The organism is Bradyrhizobium sp. LA2.1 (genome assembly GCF_040547725.1).
In the GTDB taxonomy this organism is placed as follows: Bacteria; Pseudomonadota; Alphaproteobacteria; order Rhizobiales; family Xanthobacteraceae; genus Bradyrhizobium; species Bradyrhizobium barranii.
In genome coordinates this window covers 38,525-57,834 of sequence record NZ_JBEPQI010000028.1, presented here as the reverse complement: position 1 = coordinate 57,834, position 19,310 = coordinate 38,525, and the positions used below count along the sequence as shown (strand labels likewise).

The following is a 19,310-nucleotide window of genomic DNA, read 5'->3' as shown; positions in this document are numbered from 1 at the left end:
TTAACCTAGTTCAGCGCACCGTATGTCAGGTCGTCGAATACGGTGACACTGTCGGCCTTGGTCCACAAGCCGATCATGCCGGCGTCCCTGATCGATTCATCCTCGACCTCGAACATCGGCTTGCCGTTATACGTTACCTTGAATCGCTTTCCCGCGAATTCGCAACGTAGGGAATGCCATTGACCTGATGGCACCGATACCTTGACGCCATAGCCGCCTTTCCGGCCGACGATATCGAGCGCGCTGCGAACACCCTTGATCGTCTTGTAGAGCACAACATTGTCTTCAAGCGCGTTGGCCCGCACGACATAGTAATTGTCGGCATCCTTTGCGCGCCAGACAATACCGGCCGCACGATCCTCGGAGCCTGCGATCGCCTTGAACTTGACCTCGACGAACCCGTCTAGGATGCTGGTGCCGCTCCTGAGCGCCACTGGAAACGTCGCCTGACCGGATTGTTTCAGGACGTTCGGCTTGCTTGGCGCCGTAGACTCCACCTCGACCGTCCATTTGGGCTGGCCACGACCCGTCATCGTCAGCGTCCAGCCTTCGGGCGCTGCGCCGGTTGCTGCGTTGTCAAAATTTACAGTTTCTGCCATCGCGTTTCCTTCCACCAACAATAGGAACAACGCCGCCCCCAAGAGCGCTACGCTCGTTTTTTGCACGACTCTAAGCTTCCCGCCTGTATTGATCGTACAGTGTTGCAGCGTTGTCCCATTTGATCGCTTCCATATAGATGTCGACATATTTCGCGGCCGCGGCGCCATAATCCATGTGATAGGCGTGCTCATACATGTCGAGCACCAGTACTGGGCGTCCGCCGGCCAGCGTCGTCGTGTGGTCGGCGGCCCACTGATTGACCAGCCGCTTGTCGCGCGGCGAGTAAGAAAGAATCACCCAGCCGGAGCCGCCGCCTTCGGCCTTGCCCATGGCGGAGAACTCCGCGCGCCACCGCTCCATGCTGCCGAAATCGCGCGCGATCGCGTCGGCAAGTGGTGTGCTCGGCTTGCCGGCACCGCCGAGCCCGTCGAAATAGATTTCGTGGAGGATCATCGAGTTTGACGCGACGAGTTCCTCGCGCTTCAGGCCGTTGATGACGAAGTTCGGAGCTTTCGCGAAGTCGAGCTCGGCGAGTTGCGTTCCGATTGCGTTGAGTCGCTTTACGGCACCGACATAGTTGTTCTCGTAGTGGCTGACGAGCACCTTCTCCGAGATGCCGGCAATGGATTTCGGATCGAACGGCATCGGCTTGGGCTGGTATGTCATTGGCCTGGCTCCTGTTGGCTGATTGGCTTGCGCAAGGGCTTGCGTCCCCGCGAGTATTGCGGTCGATGCCGCGGCGGCCCCCACGCCCCTGATGAAGTCTCGGCGGTCGGTATTCGTCGTCATGGAGTCCTCCACGTCATCGTCGTCCCCGACTCGCCCCGTGTGCTCGCTAGCTCTTGGTGCTCGCCGTCTTGTCGAGTGCGCAAATAGACCGCGCGGTCCTTGTCGATACGGACATCGACGAGGGTCGGCGCGCTGGCGGCACCAATTGACGGGACAATTTCTCTGATGAGATCGAGATGAAAGAAGACATGCGGCGTCCTTGGTGACCAGGACGCGATACTTGGGCATGTCGCCTCGCGGGGAGATCGCAAATCCCCGTACCCTGAATTAAACGCCTGCCGGCGGCAGTGTCAATCTGCTGCGCGAGGTCGACGGGGTGACGATTGTTTGAAGAAGGTTCCGACCTTGTCGAGTACCGGGCCGTTTCGGTATTGTCCGTGCGCCACCGCAAAGTCCCAAAGGAGCGAGCCATGAGCATCAAGGCCGTCGTCTTCGACGCTTACGGAACGCTGTACGACATCCAGTCGGTCGCAGAGATCACCGAGGATGCGTTTCCGGGCTATGGCGAGATCATCACCCAGGTCTGGCGTATCAAGCAGCTCGAATACACCTGGTTGCGCTCGCTGATGCGGCGCTACCAGGATTTTGCGACCGTCACGCGCGACTCGCTCGCCTATACGCTGCGCCTGCTCGGGCTCGCCTACGAAGGCGAAGCGTTCGAGCGAGTGATCGAGAAATACCTGGATCTCGATCTCTACCCCGATGCAGCCGCCGCGCTTGCCGCGCTGAAGCCGCGAAAGCTCGCCATCCTCTCGAATGGCAGTCCGGACATGCTGAATGCGCTCGTGCGCAATTCCGGGCTCGACCGTCTGCTCGATGCCACCATCAGCGTGGATGCGAAGAAGGTCTTCAAGCCATCTCCAGAGGCCTACACGCTGATCGGCGAGACGTTCGGCACCAGGCCGGATGAGGTTCTGTTCGTCTCGTCCAATCCCTGGGATGTCGCCGGCGCGAAGTCGTTCGGGCTGAACGTCGCCTGGATCGAACGCGTGACGCCCGAGGCGATGGCGCTGGCTTGCGTCGAGAACGAACTCGTGGCACCGCTGACGATGTACAAGGCGATCCGGACCCAGATGGACGAGCTTGGGTTCGCGCCGGATCATCGTGTCCGCGCGCTCTCGGAACTGCCAACGATCGCCTAAGCATTGCCGCCCGCCCATGAGTCTGGAATGAGCTGTTTGGAATGAGCCTTCAATCCGTTCGCGCCTTCTTCGCCGAGAAAGCCCCCGACATCTCCGTCATCGAATCCCCGATCAGCTCGGCCACGGTGCCGCTGGCCGCCGAAGCCTATGGCGTCGAGCCCGGCCGGATCGCCAAGACCCTGTCGTTGCGCATCGGCGAGCGTGTGATCCTGATCGTTGCCGCCGGCACCTCGCGCATGGACAACAAGAAGGTCAAGGCTGCGTTCGGCGGCAAGCCGAAGATGCTGGGGCTGGAGGAGGTTGCCGAGATCACCGGCCACGAGGTCGGCGGCGTCTGCCCGTTCGGGCTGAAGTCGCCGCTGCCGATTTATTGCGATGTATCGCTGAAGGCGTTCGACGTGGTGGTGCCGGCCGCGGGCTCGACCCACAGCGCCGTGCGCATCACGCCCGAGCGGATGGCGGAGCTCACCGCGGCCGAATGGGTCGATGTCTGCGAGCACAGGCCTTAAGGCGGCTCCGGCCTGTACGCTTGAATCGTGGCGCGGAGGACGGCCTCAGGTCGGTTTTGGCACCAGGCTGACTGCATTCGTTGCCCGGTTATGACGGTTTCGGGACAGGACGACCGATCGTTGAGCCGCGATGGGGCCAGATGCGATGCCTGATGCAATTGCCGGTCAGGGAGGCTACCATATGGACCATGACCGACGACAAGGTGAAACGACGATTGACCACCGTCCTGTGCGCTGATGTGCAGGGCTATTCTCGCCTCATGGAGGCAGACGAGACCGGAACGTTGGAGACGCTGCGCCGCTACCGCACTGCCTTTGCGGGACTGGTGGAGCGTCATGACGGCCGGATCGTGAATACTTGGGGCGATGCTGTGATCGCCGAGTTCGCCAGCGTCGTCGAGGCCGTGCAATGCGCGGTCGAAATTCAGCAGGAAATTTCCAACCAGGATTCGGACCCACCTCACGCGAACCCGATGCGGTTTCGCATCGGCATCAACCTCGGCGATGTGATGGTGGACGGGTCCGACATCTATGGCGACGGGGTCAATATCGCGTCACGGCTGCAAGAGCTCGCCGAACCCGGCGGCGTCGTGATCTCAAGCTCCGTCTACGATCAGGTGCACAACAAATTGTCCGTTGGCTTCGACTGTCTCGGCCAGCGACCAATGAAGAACGTTGCTCCCATGACCAGCTATCGCGTGGCCATGAGCGGCCAAAGCGCTGGGCGACGGAGCTTCCCGGTTGACGAAAGCCTCCCTCCGCAGGGGCGGGCAGTTGCAGATTCGGAAACTGGCGCGCGATGGATTGACAGCAGGCACGAGCCATCCACCTGGATGGGCTTCGTCTCGGATTGGCTGGCGAAGCTGCCCCGCCCGGTTGCAGTGGCCCTCACGGTTTCGGGCTTTCTGATTCTGATCAACGTTTTCACCGGCATGCACAAGATCTGGTTCCATTGGCCAGTCGCAGCATTGCTCTTCGGTGCCCTCCTGCGGACAGCGCTCCGGCAGCGACCCGAGCCGAACAGCAAGCGGGAGCGCCAAACGAGTCGGGAGTGAGACGGTCGCGACCGCATCTTCGCGCCCAAGGTGCGAAGAGGACGCGATGAGGTTGCGATGAATCGTCATCGCGCTTCAGGTCATGACTTGAGCATGACCTTTTCGGAAAATCGCATCACACTTTTCCGGATCATGCTCTAGTCGTTGTCATCATCATAGGGACGTGGTGGCGCGGCGACAGGCGGCGGCGCATTGTTGTAGCGCGGCGGCGGCACAGACCGGCCGCGCGGGACCGGCTGCTGCGGCTGGGCCTGGTTGTTCGACTGGAACACCGCCCGGCATGCGCTCGAAAGCTGCGGCGTGTTCTGCTGCAGGCAGGTCACAATGCGGTTCGTGTCCGGAATCTGGTCGCTGCAAAGGCGCCAGACATCCGGCGTACACGCCATCTGCTGTTCCATTGTGCCGCGATAGTCCTGGGCTGACGCCGCGCCCTGCGCGACGATGCCGCTGACTGCAAGCGCCAGACCCAGCGCAATCCGCTCTGTTCGCATATCCCGATCCTTCTCGCTTTCCTTGATTTGTCTTCAATCAATGAGACGCGGTCAGGTTCTGAACCAACAAAAAAATGTGAAAATGCGGCGGGAACCTATTCCACCTTGCCGATCTTCTTCACCGCCGCGATCAGCCGCGCGCTGTCCGTCGCCACGAATTGCGAGAATGCCGGCGCGTCCTGATAGGCGGCCAGACTGCCCGAGGCCTCGAAGCTCCTGAGCACATCCGGGCTCGTCATCACCTGCGCCATCGCTTCGCGCAGGCGGCTCGCGACCGGCGCAGGAAGAGCACTCTGTGCAAAGAGCCCGGCCCAGATGTACATCTCGACGTCCTTGTAGCCGAGCTCCTGAAAGGTCGGAACGTCGGGGAAGCTCGCGATGCGCTGTGCGCCGCAATTGCCGAGCACGCGTAGCTTGCCGTCGTCGACCTGCGGCTTCAGCGTGCCGGGCGCGGCTGCTATCGCCTGCACGGTGCCGCTGAGCAGCGCGGTCAGCGCGGGGCCCGCGCCGCGGAACGGAACATGCAGCAATTTGATGTCGGCGCTGCTCGCGAACATCTCCATCGCGACATGCAGCGTCCCGTAAGGACCGGACGAGCCGTAAGTGATCTGGCCCGGCCGCTTCTTCGCATCCTCGACAAAATCCTGCGCCGTCTTCCACGGCGCCGAGGCCGGCACCGCGAGCAGCGTGGGATCGGCCAGCACGCGCGCGATCGGCATGAACTGCGAGACTTCGTAGGCAACGGGTCGGTCGAACAGACGGTCGGCCTCGGGAAGCACCGCGAGCGAGGACAGCGTCATCAGCAGCGTGTAGCCGTCGGGCTCTGCGCGCGCCGCCGCGGCATTGCCGACCGATCCGCCGGCGCCACCGGCGCGGTTGTCGACGATGACGGGCTTGCCGAGGATCCGCTCCAATGCCATCGCGACGGGACGCGCGGCAAGATCAGCCTGACCGCCGGCTGGAAACGGCACGATCATGGTGATGTTGCGCACCGGATAGGTTTGCGCGAAGGCCTTGTCAGGCAAAGCAGCCCGCAACAACGGCAATGCCGCCGCAGCGCGCAAGAGATCGCGTCGATCCATCATGGTCCCCTCGCCCCCGATTATCTTTGTTTCGCTGGCAGCCTAACCGGCCGAGCGGCAAGAACAAGGCGTTTACGAAGTATTGACCATGTTCGGCCCGACCCGGAACGCTTCCCTGAACCCGCTGTTGCCCTCTTGAGGGAGTGGGTGATGCGGAATCTTGCGACCATCGACGTCGCCCTGGACGAGATGCTGGTGAATCTCGCAGCGATCGTCTTGCGGCTTTCAAAGCCCGAATTGACGCGAACGCCGGAAGCGCGGCGCGCCTTGGCGCAATCGGTCCATCAATACGCCGCCTGCGCGGCACGCTCGACGGACCCACGCGTGCACGAATTGAAGACGCAGCTGGAAGGGACGCTGAAGCCTGCCTTGCGCATTGTCGCAATCAACGGCGTGAAGGTGTCGTAGTCAGGCTCCGTCATTGCGAGACACAATGACGAATTGTTGAGGCCGCTTGCTCTACGACGTCTTTGCTTTCCCGCGGGGGCGCCGCTTGCACGTGCCCGGCAGCTTCGCCGCGAGAAAATCGCCGAGCGCTTCCACGCGTGCGGGGCGCGGGCCGCCGGGTGGCGTCACCAGATGCACGGCGCCTTCGGCCTGCTTCCAGTCTTTCAGGATCACCTCGACTTCGCCGGACGAAATCGCCTCGCCGACGATGAACTCGGGCAGCTCGGCGATGCCGAGGCCGGCGATCAGCGCCGGCATCACCGCCTCACCGTTGTTGACGCGAAGCTGTCCGCCCGGACGGACGCTGGCCTGCTCGCCTGCCGAATTGGTGTAGTTCCAGACATTGGGCGTGGAGAGATAGGCGTAGCTGAAGCATTTGTGTTCGGCGAGATGCATCGGATGCGTCGGCCGGCCATGTTTCTTGAGGTAGGACGGCGCGGCCACCGTGAAGCGCGGCATGGTGAAGAGCCGCCGCGCGATCAGCGAAGAGTCCGGCAGCCGCGCGATCCGCACCGCCATGTCAAAGCCCTCGCCGATCAGATCGATGGTCGCATCGCTCAGATGCAGATCGACCGAGACCTCCGGATAGGTTTCGAAGAACTCCGGCAGCAGCGGCGCCACCGCCTTGATCCCGAACGTCATGGGCACGGCGAGCCGGACCAGGCCGCGCGGCGCCACCGATTGCGCCAGCGCCTCGTTCTCGGCCGCCTCGCCGTCGACGAGCAGGCGCGTGGCGCGTTCGGCGAGCTTGTGCCCGGCATCGGTCAGCGCCAGCCGCCGCGAGGTGCGGTTGAACAGCCGGGCACCGAGTCGTTCCTCCAGCCGCGTGACCGCCTTGGACACCGTTGCCTTGGACATCGCGAGCTCGCTCGCGGCCCCTGCAAACGACCGTAATTCCACGACTTTTGCGAAAATCGCGAGCGCCTCGAAATCGGGGAGTTTTGCCATGTGCGCCGGTCCAATTGGGGTATTTCAGGAAACAATGCGTTTCAACAGTTTCTATTTCTATACCACAGACGGAGGCTTATCCAAGGGTCATCAGACATTCAGGAATGGAGAAATCCAATGACCAAGAAGCTCTCAGGCAAGGTTGCCCTCGTCACCGGCGGCTCGCGCGGCATCGGCGCGGCCTCGGCCCGCGCTCTCGCCGATGAAGGCGCGGATGTCGCCATCAGCTATGTCGCCTCGCCCGAAAAGGCCGAAGCGGTCGTCACCGAACTGAAGGCCCGCGGCGTCAAGGCCCGCGCTTTCAAGGCAGACCAGGCCTCGGCCAAGGACGTGACGCAGCTCGTCAATGACGTCGCCAGGGAATTCGGCCATCTCGACATCCTCGTCAACAATGCCGGCGTTGCCGCCGGCGGCGCGATCGACGATGCGAAGGCTGACACGGCCGCACTCGAGCGGCAGGATTCCATCAACGTACACGGCGTGATCGCGGCGATCCGCGCTGCCTCGCAATTGATGGGCGAAGGCGGCCGCATCGTCACCGTCGGCTCCATGCTCGCCGACCGCGCCTCGTTCCCGGGGCTTGCCGACTACGTCGCCACCAAGGCAGCCGTCGTCGGCTACACCAAGGGCGCGGCACGCGACCTCGGCCCGCGCGGCATCACCGTGAACGTGGTGCAGCCCGGCTCGATCGACACCGACATGAACCCGAAGGACGGCGGCGAGTTCGCCGAGACGCAGCGCAAGCAGCACGCGCTGCAGCGCTTCGGCCGCCCCGAGGAAGTCGCCGCCGGTGTCGTTTTCCTCGCAAGCCCGGAAGCCTCCTTCGTCACCGGCACGGTGCTCAATGTCGACGGCGGGTTCGGCGCCTGATCCAGGTGCCACCCGTTCAACCCAAAGGATCACACAAAGGAATTACGCAGATGATCGAACTCAGACCTTTCGCAAAGCTCGGCGGCGCCGATCACGGCTGGCTCAAGGCCAAGCACCATTTCTCCTTCGCCAGTCACTACGACCCGAACAACATGGGTCACGGCGCCCTGCGGGTGTGGAACGACGACGAGATCGCGCCGAACACCGGCTTTCCCGCCCATCCTCACGCCAACATGGAAATCATCACCTATGTCCGCGAGGGCGCGATCACCCATCAGGACAGCCTCGGCAACGAGGGCCGCACCGAAGCGGGCGACGTGCAGGTGATGAGCGCCGGCAGCGGTGTTCGCCACTCCGAATACAATCTCGAGCGGACCAAGACCCGGATCTTCCAGATCTGGATCGAACCGACCGCGCGTGGCGGCCAGCCGACCTGGGGCTCGAAGCCGTTTCCGAAGGCGGACCGCACCGGCAAGCTCGTCACCATCGCCAGCGGCGACGAGAACGACAAGGACGCCTTGCCGATCCGCGCCGATGCGCGGGTGCTGGCGACCACACTGAAGGCCGGCGAAACGGCTGAGTATTCAGCTCAGAAGTCGCGCCACCTTTATCTCGTGCCGGCGGCAGGCGCGGTCGAAATCAACGGCGTGCGCGTCAACGCCCGCGACGGCGCCGCGATCCGCGACGAGGACAGGCTGAAGATCACGGCTCTGGAAGATTCCGAGCTCGTGCTCGTCGACGCGGCTTAAGCGCTATCCGTCATGGCCGGGCTTGTCCCGGCCATCCACGCCCCTCCATGGGCGCACAAGAACGTGGATGCCCGGGACATCTAGCGCGAAGACGCGCTTCGCGCTTCTGCCCGGGCATGACGACCCCCAACAACATTCAACATCGATCCCAACGGAGACCACCATGACCAAAGTTCTCGTCCTCTATTATTCCGCCTATGGCCACATCGAAGCGATGGCCAACGCTGTTGCCGAAGGCGCGCGCGAGGCCGGCGCCACCGTCGACATCAAGCGCGTGCCCGAGCTGGTGCCGGCCGAAGTCGCCAAGGCGTCCTATTACAAGGTCGATCAGGCAGCACCCGTCGCCAAGATTGAGGACCTCGTCAATTACGACGCAATCATCGTCGGCACCGGCACCCGTTTCGGCCGCATGGCCTCGCAGATGGCGAACTTTTTGGACCAGGCCGGTGGACTCTGGGCCAAGGGCGCTCTGCACGGCAAGGTCGGCGGCGCCTTCACCGCGAGCGCGACCCAGCATGGCGGCCAGGAGACGACGCTGTTCTCGATCATCACCAATTTGCTGCATTTCGGCATGGTCGTGGTCGGTCTGAACTATGGCTTTGCCGGTCAGATGAAGCTCGACGAGGTCACCGGCGGCGCCCCCTACGGCGCCACCACGATCACCGGCGGCGACGGTAGCCGCCAGCCCAGCGCCAACGAGCTCGCCGGCGCACGCTACCAGGGCCGCCAGATCGCGGAGACCGCCAAGAAACTTCATGGCTGAGCTTCATGGCTGAGCGCAGTTAGGCTTTGCGCACGAACGACTGCATGGCTGATGCGACGGGGGCGGCGTTCTCATTCGGGAACGCCGCCCCATCTACGTGGTCGGGATATTTGACCAAAAGCGATACGAATGGCTTTCGAACTCTTGTTGATCGCGCAAATGATCCGCAGGCCTGCGCAAGCATTGGCGCGGCGCTGGTATTGCCGCAGCCTGTTCCGCGCCTCGCGCGGCCGGTTGCATTGCGCCGGGTGCGCGAAATCGTAAGGCGCGAGCGGTCCGTCACGCCTGCGTGAGGTCGGCGTGGGGCTTGATAGAAACCGTCGGGACGAGCGCCGCAGCCGTCGAAAGCCACCAGCCCTCACCGGCAAACCAGCACGTCTCGTCCGGAGCGCCCTCTCTGCGCAGCGACTGCACGCCCTCCCATCCTTTCGCGAACGCCTCGGCCAATCGCCGGCCGGCATCCGCGTCCTGCAGTCCCGCGCAGCCGATGAACTGGGCTCGACTCAGGAATTTCGCCGGCCAGACCGCGCCCTCGTCCGGGCGCGTGATCATCAACATGCCACCGAGCATCCCCTCCGGCGCCAACGGAAACACCAGCCGGCCGCCGGGCCGCAGTGCATCGAGCCATTGCGTGGCCGGCTGTGCCGCGCCCGCACAGACATAGATCACATCCGCGCCCGGTAAATCGGACGCGATGCCCGAGCGATCTTCCAGCTCGACATGCGGGATGTCCTTCAGATTTTCGCACGCGAGTGCCGCCAGGCGTTCGTCGATCTCATAGGCATGGACACGGCCCGAAGGTCCCGTGAGCTCGGCGAGAATGGCGGTGTAGTAGCCGCTGCCGGCACCGATCTGGATCACCGTCTCGCCTTCCCGCACGCCGCAGCCGCTGAGCCAATAGGCGTGCGCGCCCGGCATCCCGATATTGAGGCCGCGCGCCGGGTCCAGCGCCAGAAGCGTGTTTTGATAGAGGAAGGCGGGGTCATCGTCGGGCGTCACGACATAGGGATGGCCACCGACGGAGATCGACCACGGTCCGGGTCCGGCGAAGGGTTCGCGCCTGACCGTGCGAAAGGCCTGCTCGATACGGGGATCTGTCGTCTTGGCCGCAGCGCAGATCAACTGCGCATAGAATGCGCGATATTTCGCCGAACGATCTTCCATGTCGCCTCCGGAAAGCGGAGACGACGATAGCACAACGCGCGCGATCATCGAAACTCGGCGCAATCGAAGGCTTTGTGACAGCCCGGTGACGTGTCGATCGCGCGGGCCACGCCTCAACCGCGTTCGGTCTTCTTCCTGATGAGGTCTTTACCGATCGGTCGCGCCGGCTCGCTCCGCAGCACGAGCGAGGTCGTCACAGCGCCGAAGCCGGCGATACGATCCACGATCGTCTCCAGATCTTCCGGCGCCGGAACCAGCACCTTGAGCACGAAGCAATCATCGCCGGTCACGCGATGGACTTCGACGATGTGCGGAATCTCGCTGAACCGTTTGAGGCAGGTCTTGATGTGCTCATGCGAGGTGCGCAGGCGGACCAGCGCCATCAGGCCGAGCCCTAGCGCGCGCGGATTGATGCGGGCGCCGTAGCCTTCGATAATCCCGGCTTCCTCGAGCCGCTTCACGCGCTCGGAGATGGCCGGCTGAGACAGCCCGACGGAACGGCCGAGCTCGGACAGCGGCACGCGCGCATTGGCCTGCAATGCCTCCAGGATCTTCAGATCCTTGGTGTCAATGCTTCCGAAGCGATCCAAGACAATTCTCCATTCCACCTTGAGATCATCGGCAGATGATCTCTTTCGCCGATGACTTGCCATGTGACGCAGCACCAAGACCGGCCACACTGTACGTGCATCTCAGATATCACGGGACGATCATGCACGACATCATCACCTTGCCCGGCCTCGGCGGCTCCGCAGAAACTCATTGGCAGACACTCTGGGAGCGCAACGATACACGTTTCACGCGGTTTCAGCCGGCGAGCTGGGACCGGCCGGAGCTCGCCGATTGGGAGCAATCCCTGGAGCAGGCGGTCGGGCGCTGCGCGAAGCCGCCGGTGCTGGTCGCACACAGCCTCGCTTGCCTGCTGGTGGCGCACTGGGCCACGCGCTTCCCATCCACGATCGCGGGTGCTTTTCTGGTCGCGGTGCCCGATCCCGATGGCGCCAATTTTCCCGCGGAGGCGGCTGCGTTCAAGCCGGTGCCGGACCGCACGCTGCGCTTCCCCTCGCTCATCATCGCCAGCACCGACGATCCCTTTGGCAGGCTCGATAAGACGCAGCAGCGGGCGCGTGCCTGGAAGTCCGGTCTGATCGTGCTGGGCGCCCTTGGCCACATCAATGCGTCGAGCGGGCTCGGCGACTGGCCGCAGGGTCGCGCGCTGCTGGACGCCTTCAGTGCCGGCCTTTCGAGATGACGCGCGTACGGACGGCCTCCGTCACCGCATCTTGCGTATCGCCCGGCTGGCGAAGGCGGCGAGCCTGGGATAGCGACGCAGGTTCTGCGCGGCATGGTCGCGCCATGCATAGGAAGCGCCGCGCCAGGACAGCGCGATGCTGACATCGGTCAACGCGACCTTCTCGGCGCCGAAGCGGCGCTTGTAGTCCTGGTTGCCGATGCTCAGATCGAAACGGCGCACGCCCTCTGCATGCAGCGCCGCCATGGTACGCTCGGTGACGAGCAGCCCCGGCGAGCAGTTCGACCATGAATCGCCGGCGTTGCTGATGCGCAGGAGGAAATAGCTCGCACCAAACCTGACGCCGAACGTGGTGGCGACGACGGCCTCGTCGCAGACCAGCGCCGAGATGACGGCATAGCCTTCCGCGACACCCTGACGGGCGACCTCGCGATAGAACCGGGCATGAGCGTCGTCGTTGAGGACGAAGCGCGAGCCGAGCTTTCGCATGCGGGCCTGCTGCTGGACATCCATCACGTCCAGCAACTCGCGCGCACGCGCGACATCCGCGGCGATCTCGAGCCGCGCGCCGGCATGACGGCTGAAGACCCGCCAGCAGCGCGGCATCTGCATGCGCTTGATCGAGGCCCGATAGGCTTCATAGTCGTCGCCTGTCAGCACGAGGTTGCCGTTGAGCGAGCAGGATCCGATCCGTCCGAGCGACACCAGCGGGTTCGGCTTGCCACCGACATGGGCCGGCATCTTCTTCAGCCGCAGTAGATCGAAGCGGTCGGGCAAGGCGCGCAACGCGTCGACCAGCGCCTTGCCGATCGCATCCGTCGCCGCAGCGTCCAACGCGGCATCGAGCGCCAGGATCGGCGCGTTGTTGTCGGAGACGCCGAGGTCGGCGAATTCGACGATGCGGATGCCGCGCCTGATGTGGCTGATCATCGGCACCACCGCGATGTCCTTGCCGGTCGCGGCATCGGAGATCAATGCGATCAGCGGCGCAAAGTCGTGAAACGCCTCGTACCATGCGCCAAGCCAGTAACCGTGCTGGAATGCGGTGCGATGCCCAGCGCTCAGGCGCGATGCGGCCTGCCGCCAGTCACGCACGAAATCGACAGCGATTCCCGACGTGCTGGACACAAGACCATCTGGTTGCTCGACGCTGAGAAACGTCATCCGCGGGACATGCGATTACTGAATGTTTCCAGATAGATTATGTTTGTCGCAGACCACAAGTGACGTAACGGCTTATCGTTAAGCCAACATCACTATCGCTTCGGCTGCGACAAGCTGTCAGCGCTCCGGTTCCGTCTGTTCGACGCATTGGAACCTGGCGAGGAAATGCAGGCCAGCCACTGCAAGCGCGAACATGAACCAGATCGGATTCTGCCGTTCGAGCAGGAAGGTCTCGGTGGCGCCGTAATACAGGCCAAACAGCCATATGGTGAGGAACAGTTTTGCCAGCGCGCGACTACGGTTGTGAGCCTGGGCTGACTGGAAATTGCCGAGCGGTGCGAGCACGAAGACGAGGATCACGAGCAACAGCCCCGGCAGGCCGATGGTGACCGCGAGGTCGAGATAGCTGTTATGGCTGTGCGCCGCCGACGTCGCCCATTCGGACCCCTGAGCGGTCTGCCGCGCGGTCACGTCGTCCCAGAACGCCGCATAGCCGTGACCGATGATCGGCTTCTCGGCGACGGCCGCGAGCGCGAATTCCCAGATGGCGGAACGGCCGGTGAAAGTGGGATCGAGCGGAAGCAGCCGCGTCAGCGTCCCGAGCGCCGGGCTCAAGACGCTGCCGACCGTCAGCAGGTTCATCACGATCAGCGGCACGAAGCAGATGAGCCGCTTCAGCCACAGGCCTGGCGTGACATAGACCAGCGAGGCGAGCGCGTAGATCGCAAGGCACAGCACCGTCGACGTCTTGCCGCCGGTGAAGATCAGGAAGATGCCGGCCAGCGCGGCGATCGCGGGACCCATCACGAACGACCCGACGCCGCAGAGATAAATGCCGACATAGACCAGGATGGTCATCACCGGCGAAGCGATGTTCTTGTGGCCGAAGCTGCCGCGCCAATCGCCGGCAAGCTGCGGCTCGGTGAGATCGAGCGCGGTGTGCATCGAATATTGCGGCGCGAGGAAGACGCCGAGATAGCACAGCACCAGCAGCACGAGCGCGGCGCCGCCAAGGCACAGGTTGAAAGTCCGCTGTGTCGGCGGCAGCAATGGCAACAGCATGGCGAGCGACGTCACGCTGACAGCCAGCACGAAGCGCTGGATCGAAACGCCGCGGCTCTCGGAAAAGACGATGTTGATCAACAGCCAGCCGACCAGGCAAAGATGCAGCGGCGTCACCAGGCTCTTCAGCGCTGGCGCATCGGTGGCGGCGACGAACAACATCGCGACCGCAGCCAGCAGACCCCAGGAGATATAGGTGAGCGCCATGCGCCCGCCGACGACCGTGGTCACATCCTCGTTGCGAAGGTCAGGAAACGGATCGAGCGTGATCAGCACCAGCAGCAGCGCCGCAACCGCGACGAGGCAGCGCGCCGCCTGCGCGGCATTCAGCCCCGCGAGCCCATCGTGCAGGACGCGGCCCAGCGTTCGGGTCTCCACGTCGGTCATGTCAGCGGCGCTGCGATCCATGCTTCGATCCATGGCTCAAGGCAGGTGGTGAAGCCGGGGACGCTTTGGGTCTAGCCCATCCTTGTTAAGCATCCGTCAACCAATAGGCCCGAGGCCTGCGTTGCCGCCTGCGGGCGCACGATGCTGCGCGCGATCTCGTAATATTGCAGCGCCCGCTGCTCCAGCGTGAGATTGTCGAGCACGAAGCCGCGCGGATCGAACGCATCAGCGGTGCACCCGGCCCAGAAACTGTCCCAGCCCGCCTCGAACCCCGCGATGTCGATGAACTTGGCACCGCAGCGGTCGTCCCAATACGGCACTGACGACACCGGTGCGAACTGGACGCGGTGCGGATAATAATCCGGGTCGCGCCACGGGCCGCCGGGATCCCATGCGAACACCGGCACGCCGCAGGACAGAGCCTGCTGATAGGCGATGCCCTGGCTCTCGTTCTGGCACAGGAAGATCATCGCGCGCGAGCGCGCCAGCGCGGCCTGATAGTCTTCTTCCTTGTAGCTGCCGTAGCGCAATTCCGTGAACGAGCGGCCCTCCTTGAGGAGGCGGGCGCGGACCGGCTCGATCAGCTCCGGCGCGTAGCGCTCGCGGTCCCAATGGACCTTGTCGTAGATCAGGACGTCGACGGTCTTTTGCGACGGCGCCGACGGCGCCCAGAGATCCGTGTCGATGCCGATCGGCCAGGCCTCCGTGTCGGGCCAGTACGGCCGGTACATGTCGACATACCAAGGGCCGGGCACCACGACCTTCTTCACCGGCAGCCGCTTGAACAGATCAGGATCGTCCAGCGGATGATTGTGGGCGGCGACGCCGAGCAGGATCGGATTCTTCCACGCGAACTTGTCGAGCAGGAAGGTGCGACCGATGATGCAGGCAAGCTCGTCGGGATGCTGCGCGATGTAGCCGTAGTCGTTGACGCGGTAGCGGATGCCGAGCCGGTCGAGCCCTGCGCAGAGATTGAGGAACACGCGAAGCTGCCCGCTCATGCGCGGCTCGCCGAGCAGCATCCGGCGCGCCATGCGCCGCAGATGCCGGTCGCCGGGAAACCAGCGATCATCCTTGTCCTCGTAGAAGAGGTTGAGGACCATGGCATCGGGGTCGTGTTCGAACGTCTTTGCGGGCACGAGATCCATCCGCGGCAAACAGGTCCGCATTCTCGCATGGGACCGGCTGTCGCACTCTTCCAAATTTGCGACAGGCTTAATGCCCGCGGCTTAACGCTAATCTACGAAACCAGAAACACGCAGGCCTTCGCGACAACGATTTGGCCGTAATGCGAGTATCATTCGCGGCGGGCCAATGTTGCGATTGATCGCAATGCCAGTCGGCAGATGCGCCCTGGTTAACAGACCCTTAAAGGCGAGCCGTGGCTCTGATCACCGCCGAAGATGTTCTCGATTTGCCGGCTACCTCGCGCGTCGTTCCGGCGCCGCGTCTCCCGCTGCCGGCCGGCTCGACCACATCGGTGTCCGTCGTCATTCCCGCCAAGAACGTTGCGGCCTATATCGGCGAAACCCTCGCCAGCGCACTGGCGCAAGGCGAGATCACCGAAGTGATCGTCGTCGACGACGGCTCGAGCGACACCACCACGGCCATTGTCCGCGCCATTCGTGACCCGCGGCTGCGCCTGATGACCAACGACTCCGCCGGCGTATCCGCCGCGCGCAATCTCGGCGCACGATATGCGAGCGGCGAATGGCTGCTCTTCCTCGATGCCGACGACCGCCTGCGCCCCGGTGCGGTCGCGGCGCTGCTGGCGGCGGCCCGCAATGCTCCGCGCGCGGTTCTCGTCTACGGCGACTACAACACGATCGACAGCGAGGGACGGCAGATCGGCCGGCGGGGCCTGCTGAAGGGACGCCGCAAGCCGTCCGGCGACGTGCTGGCGCGGCTCGCGGCCGGCAATTTCATCGTCAATGGCGGCATCGCGCTCGCACGTGCGGAGGCCTTCCGCGCCATCGGCGGCTTCGACCCTTCCCTCAGATATTGCGAGGACTGGCATTGCTGGTGCCGCCTCGCCGCCATCGGCGAGTTCGAGTTCGCACCAAAGCTTCTGCTCGACTATCGCCTGCACACCGCCAACACCATGAATGCGGCCGTGCGGACGCCGAAGGACTTCTTCCCTGCGATCGCGCGGGTGTTCGACGATGGGCTGATCCTGGCGAGACTGCCCGAGGGTACGGCGGCCGGGCTGCGCCAGGCCGCCGAGGTCCATCTCGTCACCTATTCGGCGATGCAGGCGGTCCGCTTCGGCCGATATCGCGACGCCTTGGCTTATCTCGGGATGGTCGGCCGGCGCTCGCTCAAATCGCTGCCCCGCGCCGCGGTCAGGGTCGCCCTCGCCCGTTTGGGCATCTAACCCGCGTCACGACACGATTTTCGAGGCTTCGTAAGGCTTCGGTGCGAAGCCGAACGCTGCGAGCATGGAGCCAAGCGCGACCAGCGCGGGATGCATGGCGACGACGGCCTTCGATGTCGCGAGCAGACGGGCCGAGCGCACCAGCGACAGCGGCAGCCGTCCGAGCATTTGCGCGAACACTCGCGCCCGCGCGGGCGCGCTTGGTGCGGCCTTGTACTGCACGCGATAATTGATAGCGCCAATACGCAGGCCGCGCTTGGCGATCCAGCCGAGGCTGGTGCGGCTTTGCGGCACGGTCTCCGTGATGACCGCCTCTGCCGTCCAGTGGAAGATCATGCCGGCATCGCGGCACCGCACGAAGAAATCGCAGTCGCCGCCGCCGAGGAAATTGAAGCGCAGGTCGAAGGCGGGACGATCGAACCGCTCGAACGCCGCGCGCGTGATCAGGCAGTTGCCACAGCCATAGATCAGCGGCACCGCGCCGCTGTAATCATAGGCGGGGCAGAAGGCGGGATGATGTGCGAGCCAGGGCTTGCTGTCGTCGTCGAAGACCGGCAGCACCGGCCCGCCGACCACGTCGGCGCCGGTCGCCTCCGCGGTGCGAACCATCAGCTCGAGCCAGTCGGGCGAAGCGATCTCGTCGTCGTCGATCATCAGGAAGCGGGTCGCGGCGGGAAACAGCGCCTGGGCGGTCTCGAAAGCGGCGTTGATCGCCTGGCAATTGCCCTGCCGCTTCTCGACCAGGCAAACGCCCTGGAGCCGGCCGTCGGCCAGATACTCCGCGGCAACCGGCGCGCTTTCGCGCCCCGCCGCGTCGTTCTCGACCATGACCACCGCGAAGGAGCGCGGCGTGCGCTGGCTCACGAGCGAGTCCAGTGTCAGCCGCAGATGGTGCGGGCGACGGAAGCAGGGAATACAGACGACGATGCCGACCGACAGGTCGATGACGCGGGAGCTCGCCGCGATCTCCCGGTTGGGATCGCGAACGGCATCCAAGATCCGGCTGGCGGAAAGGTCTGTCGGGATCAGCGTCATGGCATCCTAGATGTCCGATATGTATTGAAAAAGCCCTGCGTCAATCGCGCAGGAATCGGCGCTGTCCTGCGACGGCACATCGCCGCGGGACATATCAGCCCCAAAATGAACGGCGGGCCCGAGGCTCGCGACGGCGCAACGCCGCCGATCTCCGGCCCTCCATACGCTTAACTGCTTTTGCGCGTTTCTCCTGCAAATCCCTGCATACGTAATAGTGCAATTCGCAGTCCATCACGCGGACAACACCCAACATGGACAATGCCGTAGTTAACGCCTGCCCGCATTAACCCGACCGTAAGCACCGCGACCGGTGAAGCGGCGCGGCACCGGATTTGCTCTTCGGGCATGCGAGATTTTTCCTGTAAATTTGAGTCGAACAAGCGCGGTCAGAAAAAATGAACAAGCCAGCCTCGATCGATTTCGCGACAGCCACGGCGATCCAAATCCCGGCGGCCAGTGCACGCACCCAGGCGCTGCACGATCTGGTCCCCGGCGAAGCCCGCGACAGCCTGCTCGCCGTCCACGACGTGCTGCGCCGCGAACTGCCGCAGGGCCAGCTCGCCACCTACGAAGCCGGCGGCGGCTCGTGCAGTGTCCTGCCACCGGAGCTGCTCAACCGCAGCAAGGTCACCGTCGTCGATATCGACGAGGACCAGGTCCGCAACAACACTTACGCGGACGAGGCGATCCTAGGCGACGTGCAGACTTACAGCTTTGGACGCGAAACCTTCGATCTGGTGATCTGCTACAACGTGATCGAGCATCTGCCCCATGTCGATGCCGCGCTCCTGAATTTCCGCGACGCACTCAAGCCCGGTGGAATGATCCTGATCGGCGCACCCAATCCGCGCTCGCTGTCGGGCGTCGTCACCAAATACTCGCCGCATTGGTTTCATATCTGGTTCTACCGGAATATCCGCGGCATCAAGGATGCCGGCCTGCCCGGCGAGCCGCCGTTCCCGACCTTCTTCCATCCGCTGGTGACGCTGCCGCGGCTCGAAGCATTCGCCGCGGCCAACGGCCTCGAGATGATCTACCGCCGCGAGGTCGAGAGTCCGCGCTATCCCGAGATGCGCCGGCGCAAGCCGCTGTTCGCCGCTCTGGTCGATGCCGGCGCCGCCGTGATGAACGCCGTGCTGCCGGGCAGGATCGACGTTCGCCGCGGCGATTACCACGTCATCCTGCGGAAGAGCTGACAATCATGACACGCGCGCGGTCCATCGCAGGACGAGCGAAGCCTTGCGGCATCGCTGCGCGCGGTAACGAACCGTTAATTCCTTGGGGACCTCAGCGTCATCGCGACGCGTCGAAGAGTGGCATGCGCTTAAACGCTTTGTTTGCCATTTCGGTGAATAGTCCCTCAATGAGTATGGTTAATTTTCCCTGTTGCGTTGATTGGGCACCTATATCCCGGGTGCGTGGCGTAA

Annotated in this window: 21 protein-coding genes; 10 read left to right on the top strand and 11 right to left on the bottom strand. The window is 63.9% G+C overall.

The window, feature by feature from the left end:
- Positions 1-5 precede the first annotated feature (5 nt).
- Entirely contained in the window at positions 6-665 is a 660-nt protein-coding gene (locus ABIB95_RS38305) for a 3-keto-alpha-glucoside-1,2-lyase-like domain-containing protein (protein WP_354247617.1), read from the bottom strand.
- A gap of 4 nt (positions 666-669) precedes the next feature.
- Positions 670-1,266 carry a superoxide dismutase gene (locus tag ABIB95_RS38300; protein ID WP_028147969.1) on the bottom strand — a complete coding sequence of 199 codons (597 nt, stop codon included), beginning with the start codon at positions 1,264-1,266 and terminating at the stop codon, positions 670-672.
- A 533-nt stretch (positions 1,267-1,799) separates the two neighbouring features.
- Between ABIB95_RS38300 and ABIB95_RS38295 the strand changes: the two genes are divergently transcribed.
- The 3 genes from ABIB95_RS38295 (at position 1,800) to ABIB95_RS38285 (ending at position 4,095) form a co-directional block, all read left to right on the top strand.
- The gene (locus ABIB95_RS38295) at positions 1,800-2,531 is read left to right on the top strand and encodes a haloacid dehalogenase type II (protein WP_354247614.1); all 732 of its coding nucleotides are present in this window, start codon (positions 1,800-1,802) and stop codon (positions 2,529-2,531) included.
- A 41-nt stretch (positions 2,532-2,572) separates the two neighbouring features.
- The gene (locus ABIB95_RS38290; protein ID WP_014491890.1) at positions 2,573-3,040 is read left to right on the top strand and encodes a YbaK/EbsC family protein; all 468 of its coding nucleotides are present in this window, start codon (positions 2,573-2,575) and stop codon (positions 3,038-3,040) included.
- A gap of 188 nt (positions 3,041-3,228) precedes the next feature.
- Positions 3,229-4,095 (top strand): adenylate/guanylate cyclase domain-containing protein, encoded by an 867-nt coding sequence (locus ABIB95_RS38285; protein WP_166344770.1) that lies wholly within the window; start codon positions 3,229-3,231, stop codon positions 4,093-4,095.
- Between the two features lie 137 nt (positions 4,096-4,232).
- On the opposite strand, the gene ABIB95_RS38280 is transcribed toward ABIB95_RS38285, so the two are convergent.
- Both ABIB95_RS38280 and ABIB95_RS38275 read right to left on the bottom strand, forming a co-directional pair.
- Positions 4,233-4,586: a hypothetical protein gene (locus ABIB95_RS38280; protein ID WP_166083594.1), complete on the bottom strand. Its 354-nt coding sequence runs from the start codon at positions 4,584-4,586 to the stop codon at positions 4,233-4,235.
- 95 nt (positions 4,587-4,681) lie between these two features.
- Positions 4,682-5,668, bottom strand: coding sequence for a tripartite tricarboxylate transporter substrate binding protein (locus tag ABIB95_RS38275; RefSeq protein ID WP_354247750.1), 987 nt, complete (start codon positions 5,666-5,668; stop codon positions 4,682-4,684).
- 150 nt (positions 5,669-5,818) lie between these two features.
- On the opposite strand from ABIB95_RS38275, the gene ABIB95_RS38270 reads away from it, so the two are divergent.
- Positions 5,819-6,076 (top strand): hypothetical protein, encoded by a 258-nt coding sequence (locus tag ABIB95_RS38270; RefSeq protein ID WP_354247610.1) that lies wholly within the window; start codon positions 5,819-5,821, stop codon positions 6,074-6,076.
- Between the two features lie 51 nt (positions 6,077-6,127).
- On the opposite strand, the gene ABIB95_RS38265 is transcribed toward ABIB95_RS38270, so the two are convergent.
- Positions 6,128-7,063, bottom strand: a complete 936-nt coding sequence (locus tag ABIB95_RS38265) for a LysR family transcriptional regulator (RefSeq protein WP_208084461.1) — start codon at positions 7,061-7,063, stop codon at positions 6,128-6,130.
- Between the two features lie 117 nt (positions 7,064-7,180).
- Between ABIB95_RS38265 and ABIB95_RS38260 the strand changes: the two genes are divergently transcribed.
- From ABIB95_RS38260 to wrbA, 3 genes are all read left to right on the top strand, one after another.
- Positions 7,181-7,933 carry an SDR family NAD(P)-dependent oxidoreductase gene (locus ABIB95_RS38260; RefSeq protein WP_028147961.1) on the top strand — a complete coding sequence of 251 codons (753 nt, stop codon included), beginning with the start codon at positions 7,181-7,183 and terminating at the stop codon, positions 7,931-7,933.
- Positions 7,934-7,983: 50 nt separating this feature from the next.
- A complete protein-coding gene (locus tag ABIB95_RS38255) occupies positions 7,984-8,682 on the top strand; it encodes a pirin family protein (RefSeq protein WP_354247605.1) in 699 nt (232 codons plus the stop codon).
- Positions 8,683-8,845: 163 nt separating this feature from the next.
- Entirely contained in the window at positions 8,846-9,445 is a 600-nt protein-coding gene (wrbA, locus tag ABIB95_RS38250; protein WP_208084459.1) for an NAD(P)H:quinone oxidoreductase, read from the top strand.
- A gap of 279 nt (positions 9,446-9,724) precedes the next feature.
- On the opposite strand, the gene ABIB95_RS38245 is transcribed toward wrbA, so the two are convergent.
- The gene (locus tag ABIB95_RS38245; RefSeq protein ID WP_354247602.1) at positions 9,725-10,609 is read right to left on the bottom strand and encodes a protein-L-isoaspartate O-methyltransferase family protein; all 885 of its coding nucleotides are present in this window, start codon (positions 10,607-10,609) and stop codon (positions 9,725-9,727) included.
- 113 nt (positions 10,610-10,722) lie between these two features.
- Positions 10,723-11,199 carry an Lrp/AsnC family transcriptional regulator gene (locus tag ABIB95_RS38240; RefSeq protein ID WP_014491880.1) on the bottom strand — a complete coding sequence of 159 codons (477 nt, stop codon included), beginning with the start codon at positions 11,197-11,199 and terminating at the stop codon, positions 10,723-10,725.
- A gap of 122 nt (positions 11,200-11,321) precedes the next feature.
- Between ABIB95_RS38240 and ABIB95_RS38235 the strand changes: the two genes are divergently transcribed.
- Positions 11,322-11,861 carry an RBBP9/YdeN family alpha/beta hydrolase gene (locus ABIB95_RS38235; protein WP_063985649.1) on the top strand — a complete coding sequence of 180 codons (540 nt, stop codon included), beginning with the start codon at positions 11,322-11,324 and terminating at the stop codon, positions 11,859-11,861.
- A 21-nt stretch (positions 11,862-11,882) separates the two neighbouring features.
- On the opposite strand, the gene ABIB95_RS38230 is transcribed toward ABIB95_RS38235, so the two are convergent.
- The 3 genes from ABIB95_RS38230 to ABIB95_RS38220 all read right to left on the bottom strand — a co-directional run bounded on the left by ABIB95_RS38230 (position 11,883) and on the right by ABIB95_RS38220 (position 15,613).
- Positions 11,883-13,025 (bottom strand): GNAT family N-acetyltransferase, encoded by a 1,143-nt coding sequence (locus ABIB95_RS38230; protein WP_354247597.1) that lies wholly within the window; start codon positions 13,023-13,025, stop codon positions 11,883-11,885.
- Between the two features lie 117 nt (positions 13,026-13,142).
- Complete coding sequence (locus ABIB95_RS38225; protein ID WP_354247595.1) at positions 13,143-14,495, bottom strand: O-antigen ligase family protein; 1,353 nt, start codon at positions 14,493-14,495, stop codon at positions 13,143-13,145.
- A 50-nt stretch (positions 14,496-14,545) separates the two neighbouring features.
- Positions 14,546-15,613: a glycosyltransferase gene (locus tag ABIB95_RS38220; protein ID WP_247315594.1), complete on the bottom strand. Its 1,068-nt coding sequence runs from the start codon at positions 15,611-15,613 to the stop codon at positions 14,546-14,548.
- Positions 15,614-15,861: 248 nt separating this feature from the next.
- On the opposite strand from ABIB95_RS38220, the gene ABIB95_RS38215 reads away from it, so the two are divergent.
- Positions 15,862-16,848, top strand: coding sequence for a glycosyltransferase (locus tag ABIB95_RS38215; protein WP_354247747.1), 987 nt, complete (start codon positions 15,862-15,864; stop codon positions 16,846-16,848).
- Positions 16,849-16,854: 6 nt separating this feature from the next.
- Here ABIB95_RS38215 and ABIB95_RS38210 read toward each other — a convergent pair whose 3' ends face one another.
- Complete coding sequence (locus ABIB95_RS38210) at positions 16,855-17,883, bottom strand: glycosyltransferase family 2 protein (RefSeq protein ID WP_354247591.1); 1,029 nt, start codon at positions 17,881-17,883, stop codon at positions 16,855-16,857.
- 395 nt (positions 17,884-18,278) lie between these two features.
- Between ABIB95_RS38210 and ABIB95_RS38205 the strand changes: the two genes are divergently transcribed.
- Positions 18,279-19,079: a class I SAM-dependent methyltransferase gene (locus tag ABIB95_RS38205; protein WP_354247588.1), complete on the top strand. Its 801-nt coding sequence runs from the start codon at positions 18,279-18,281 to the stop codon at positions 19,077-19,079.
- Positions 19,080-19,310: the final 231 nt, after the last annotated feature.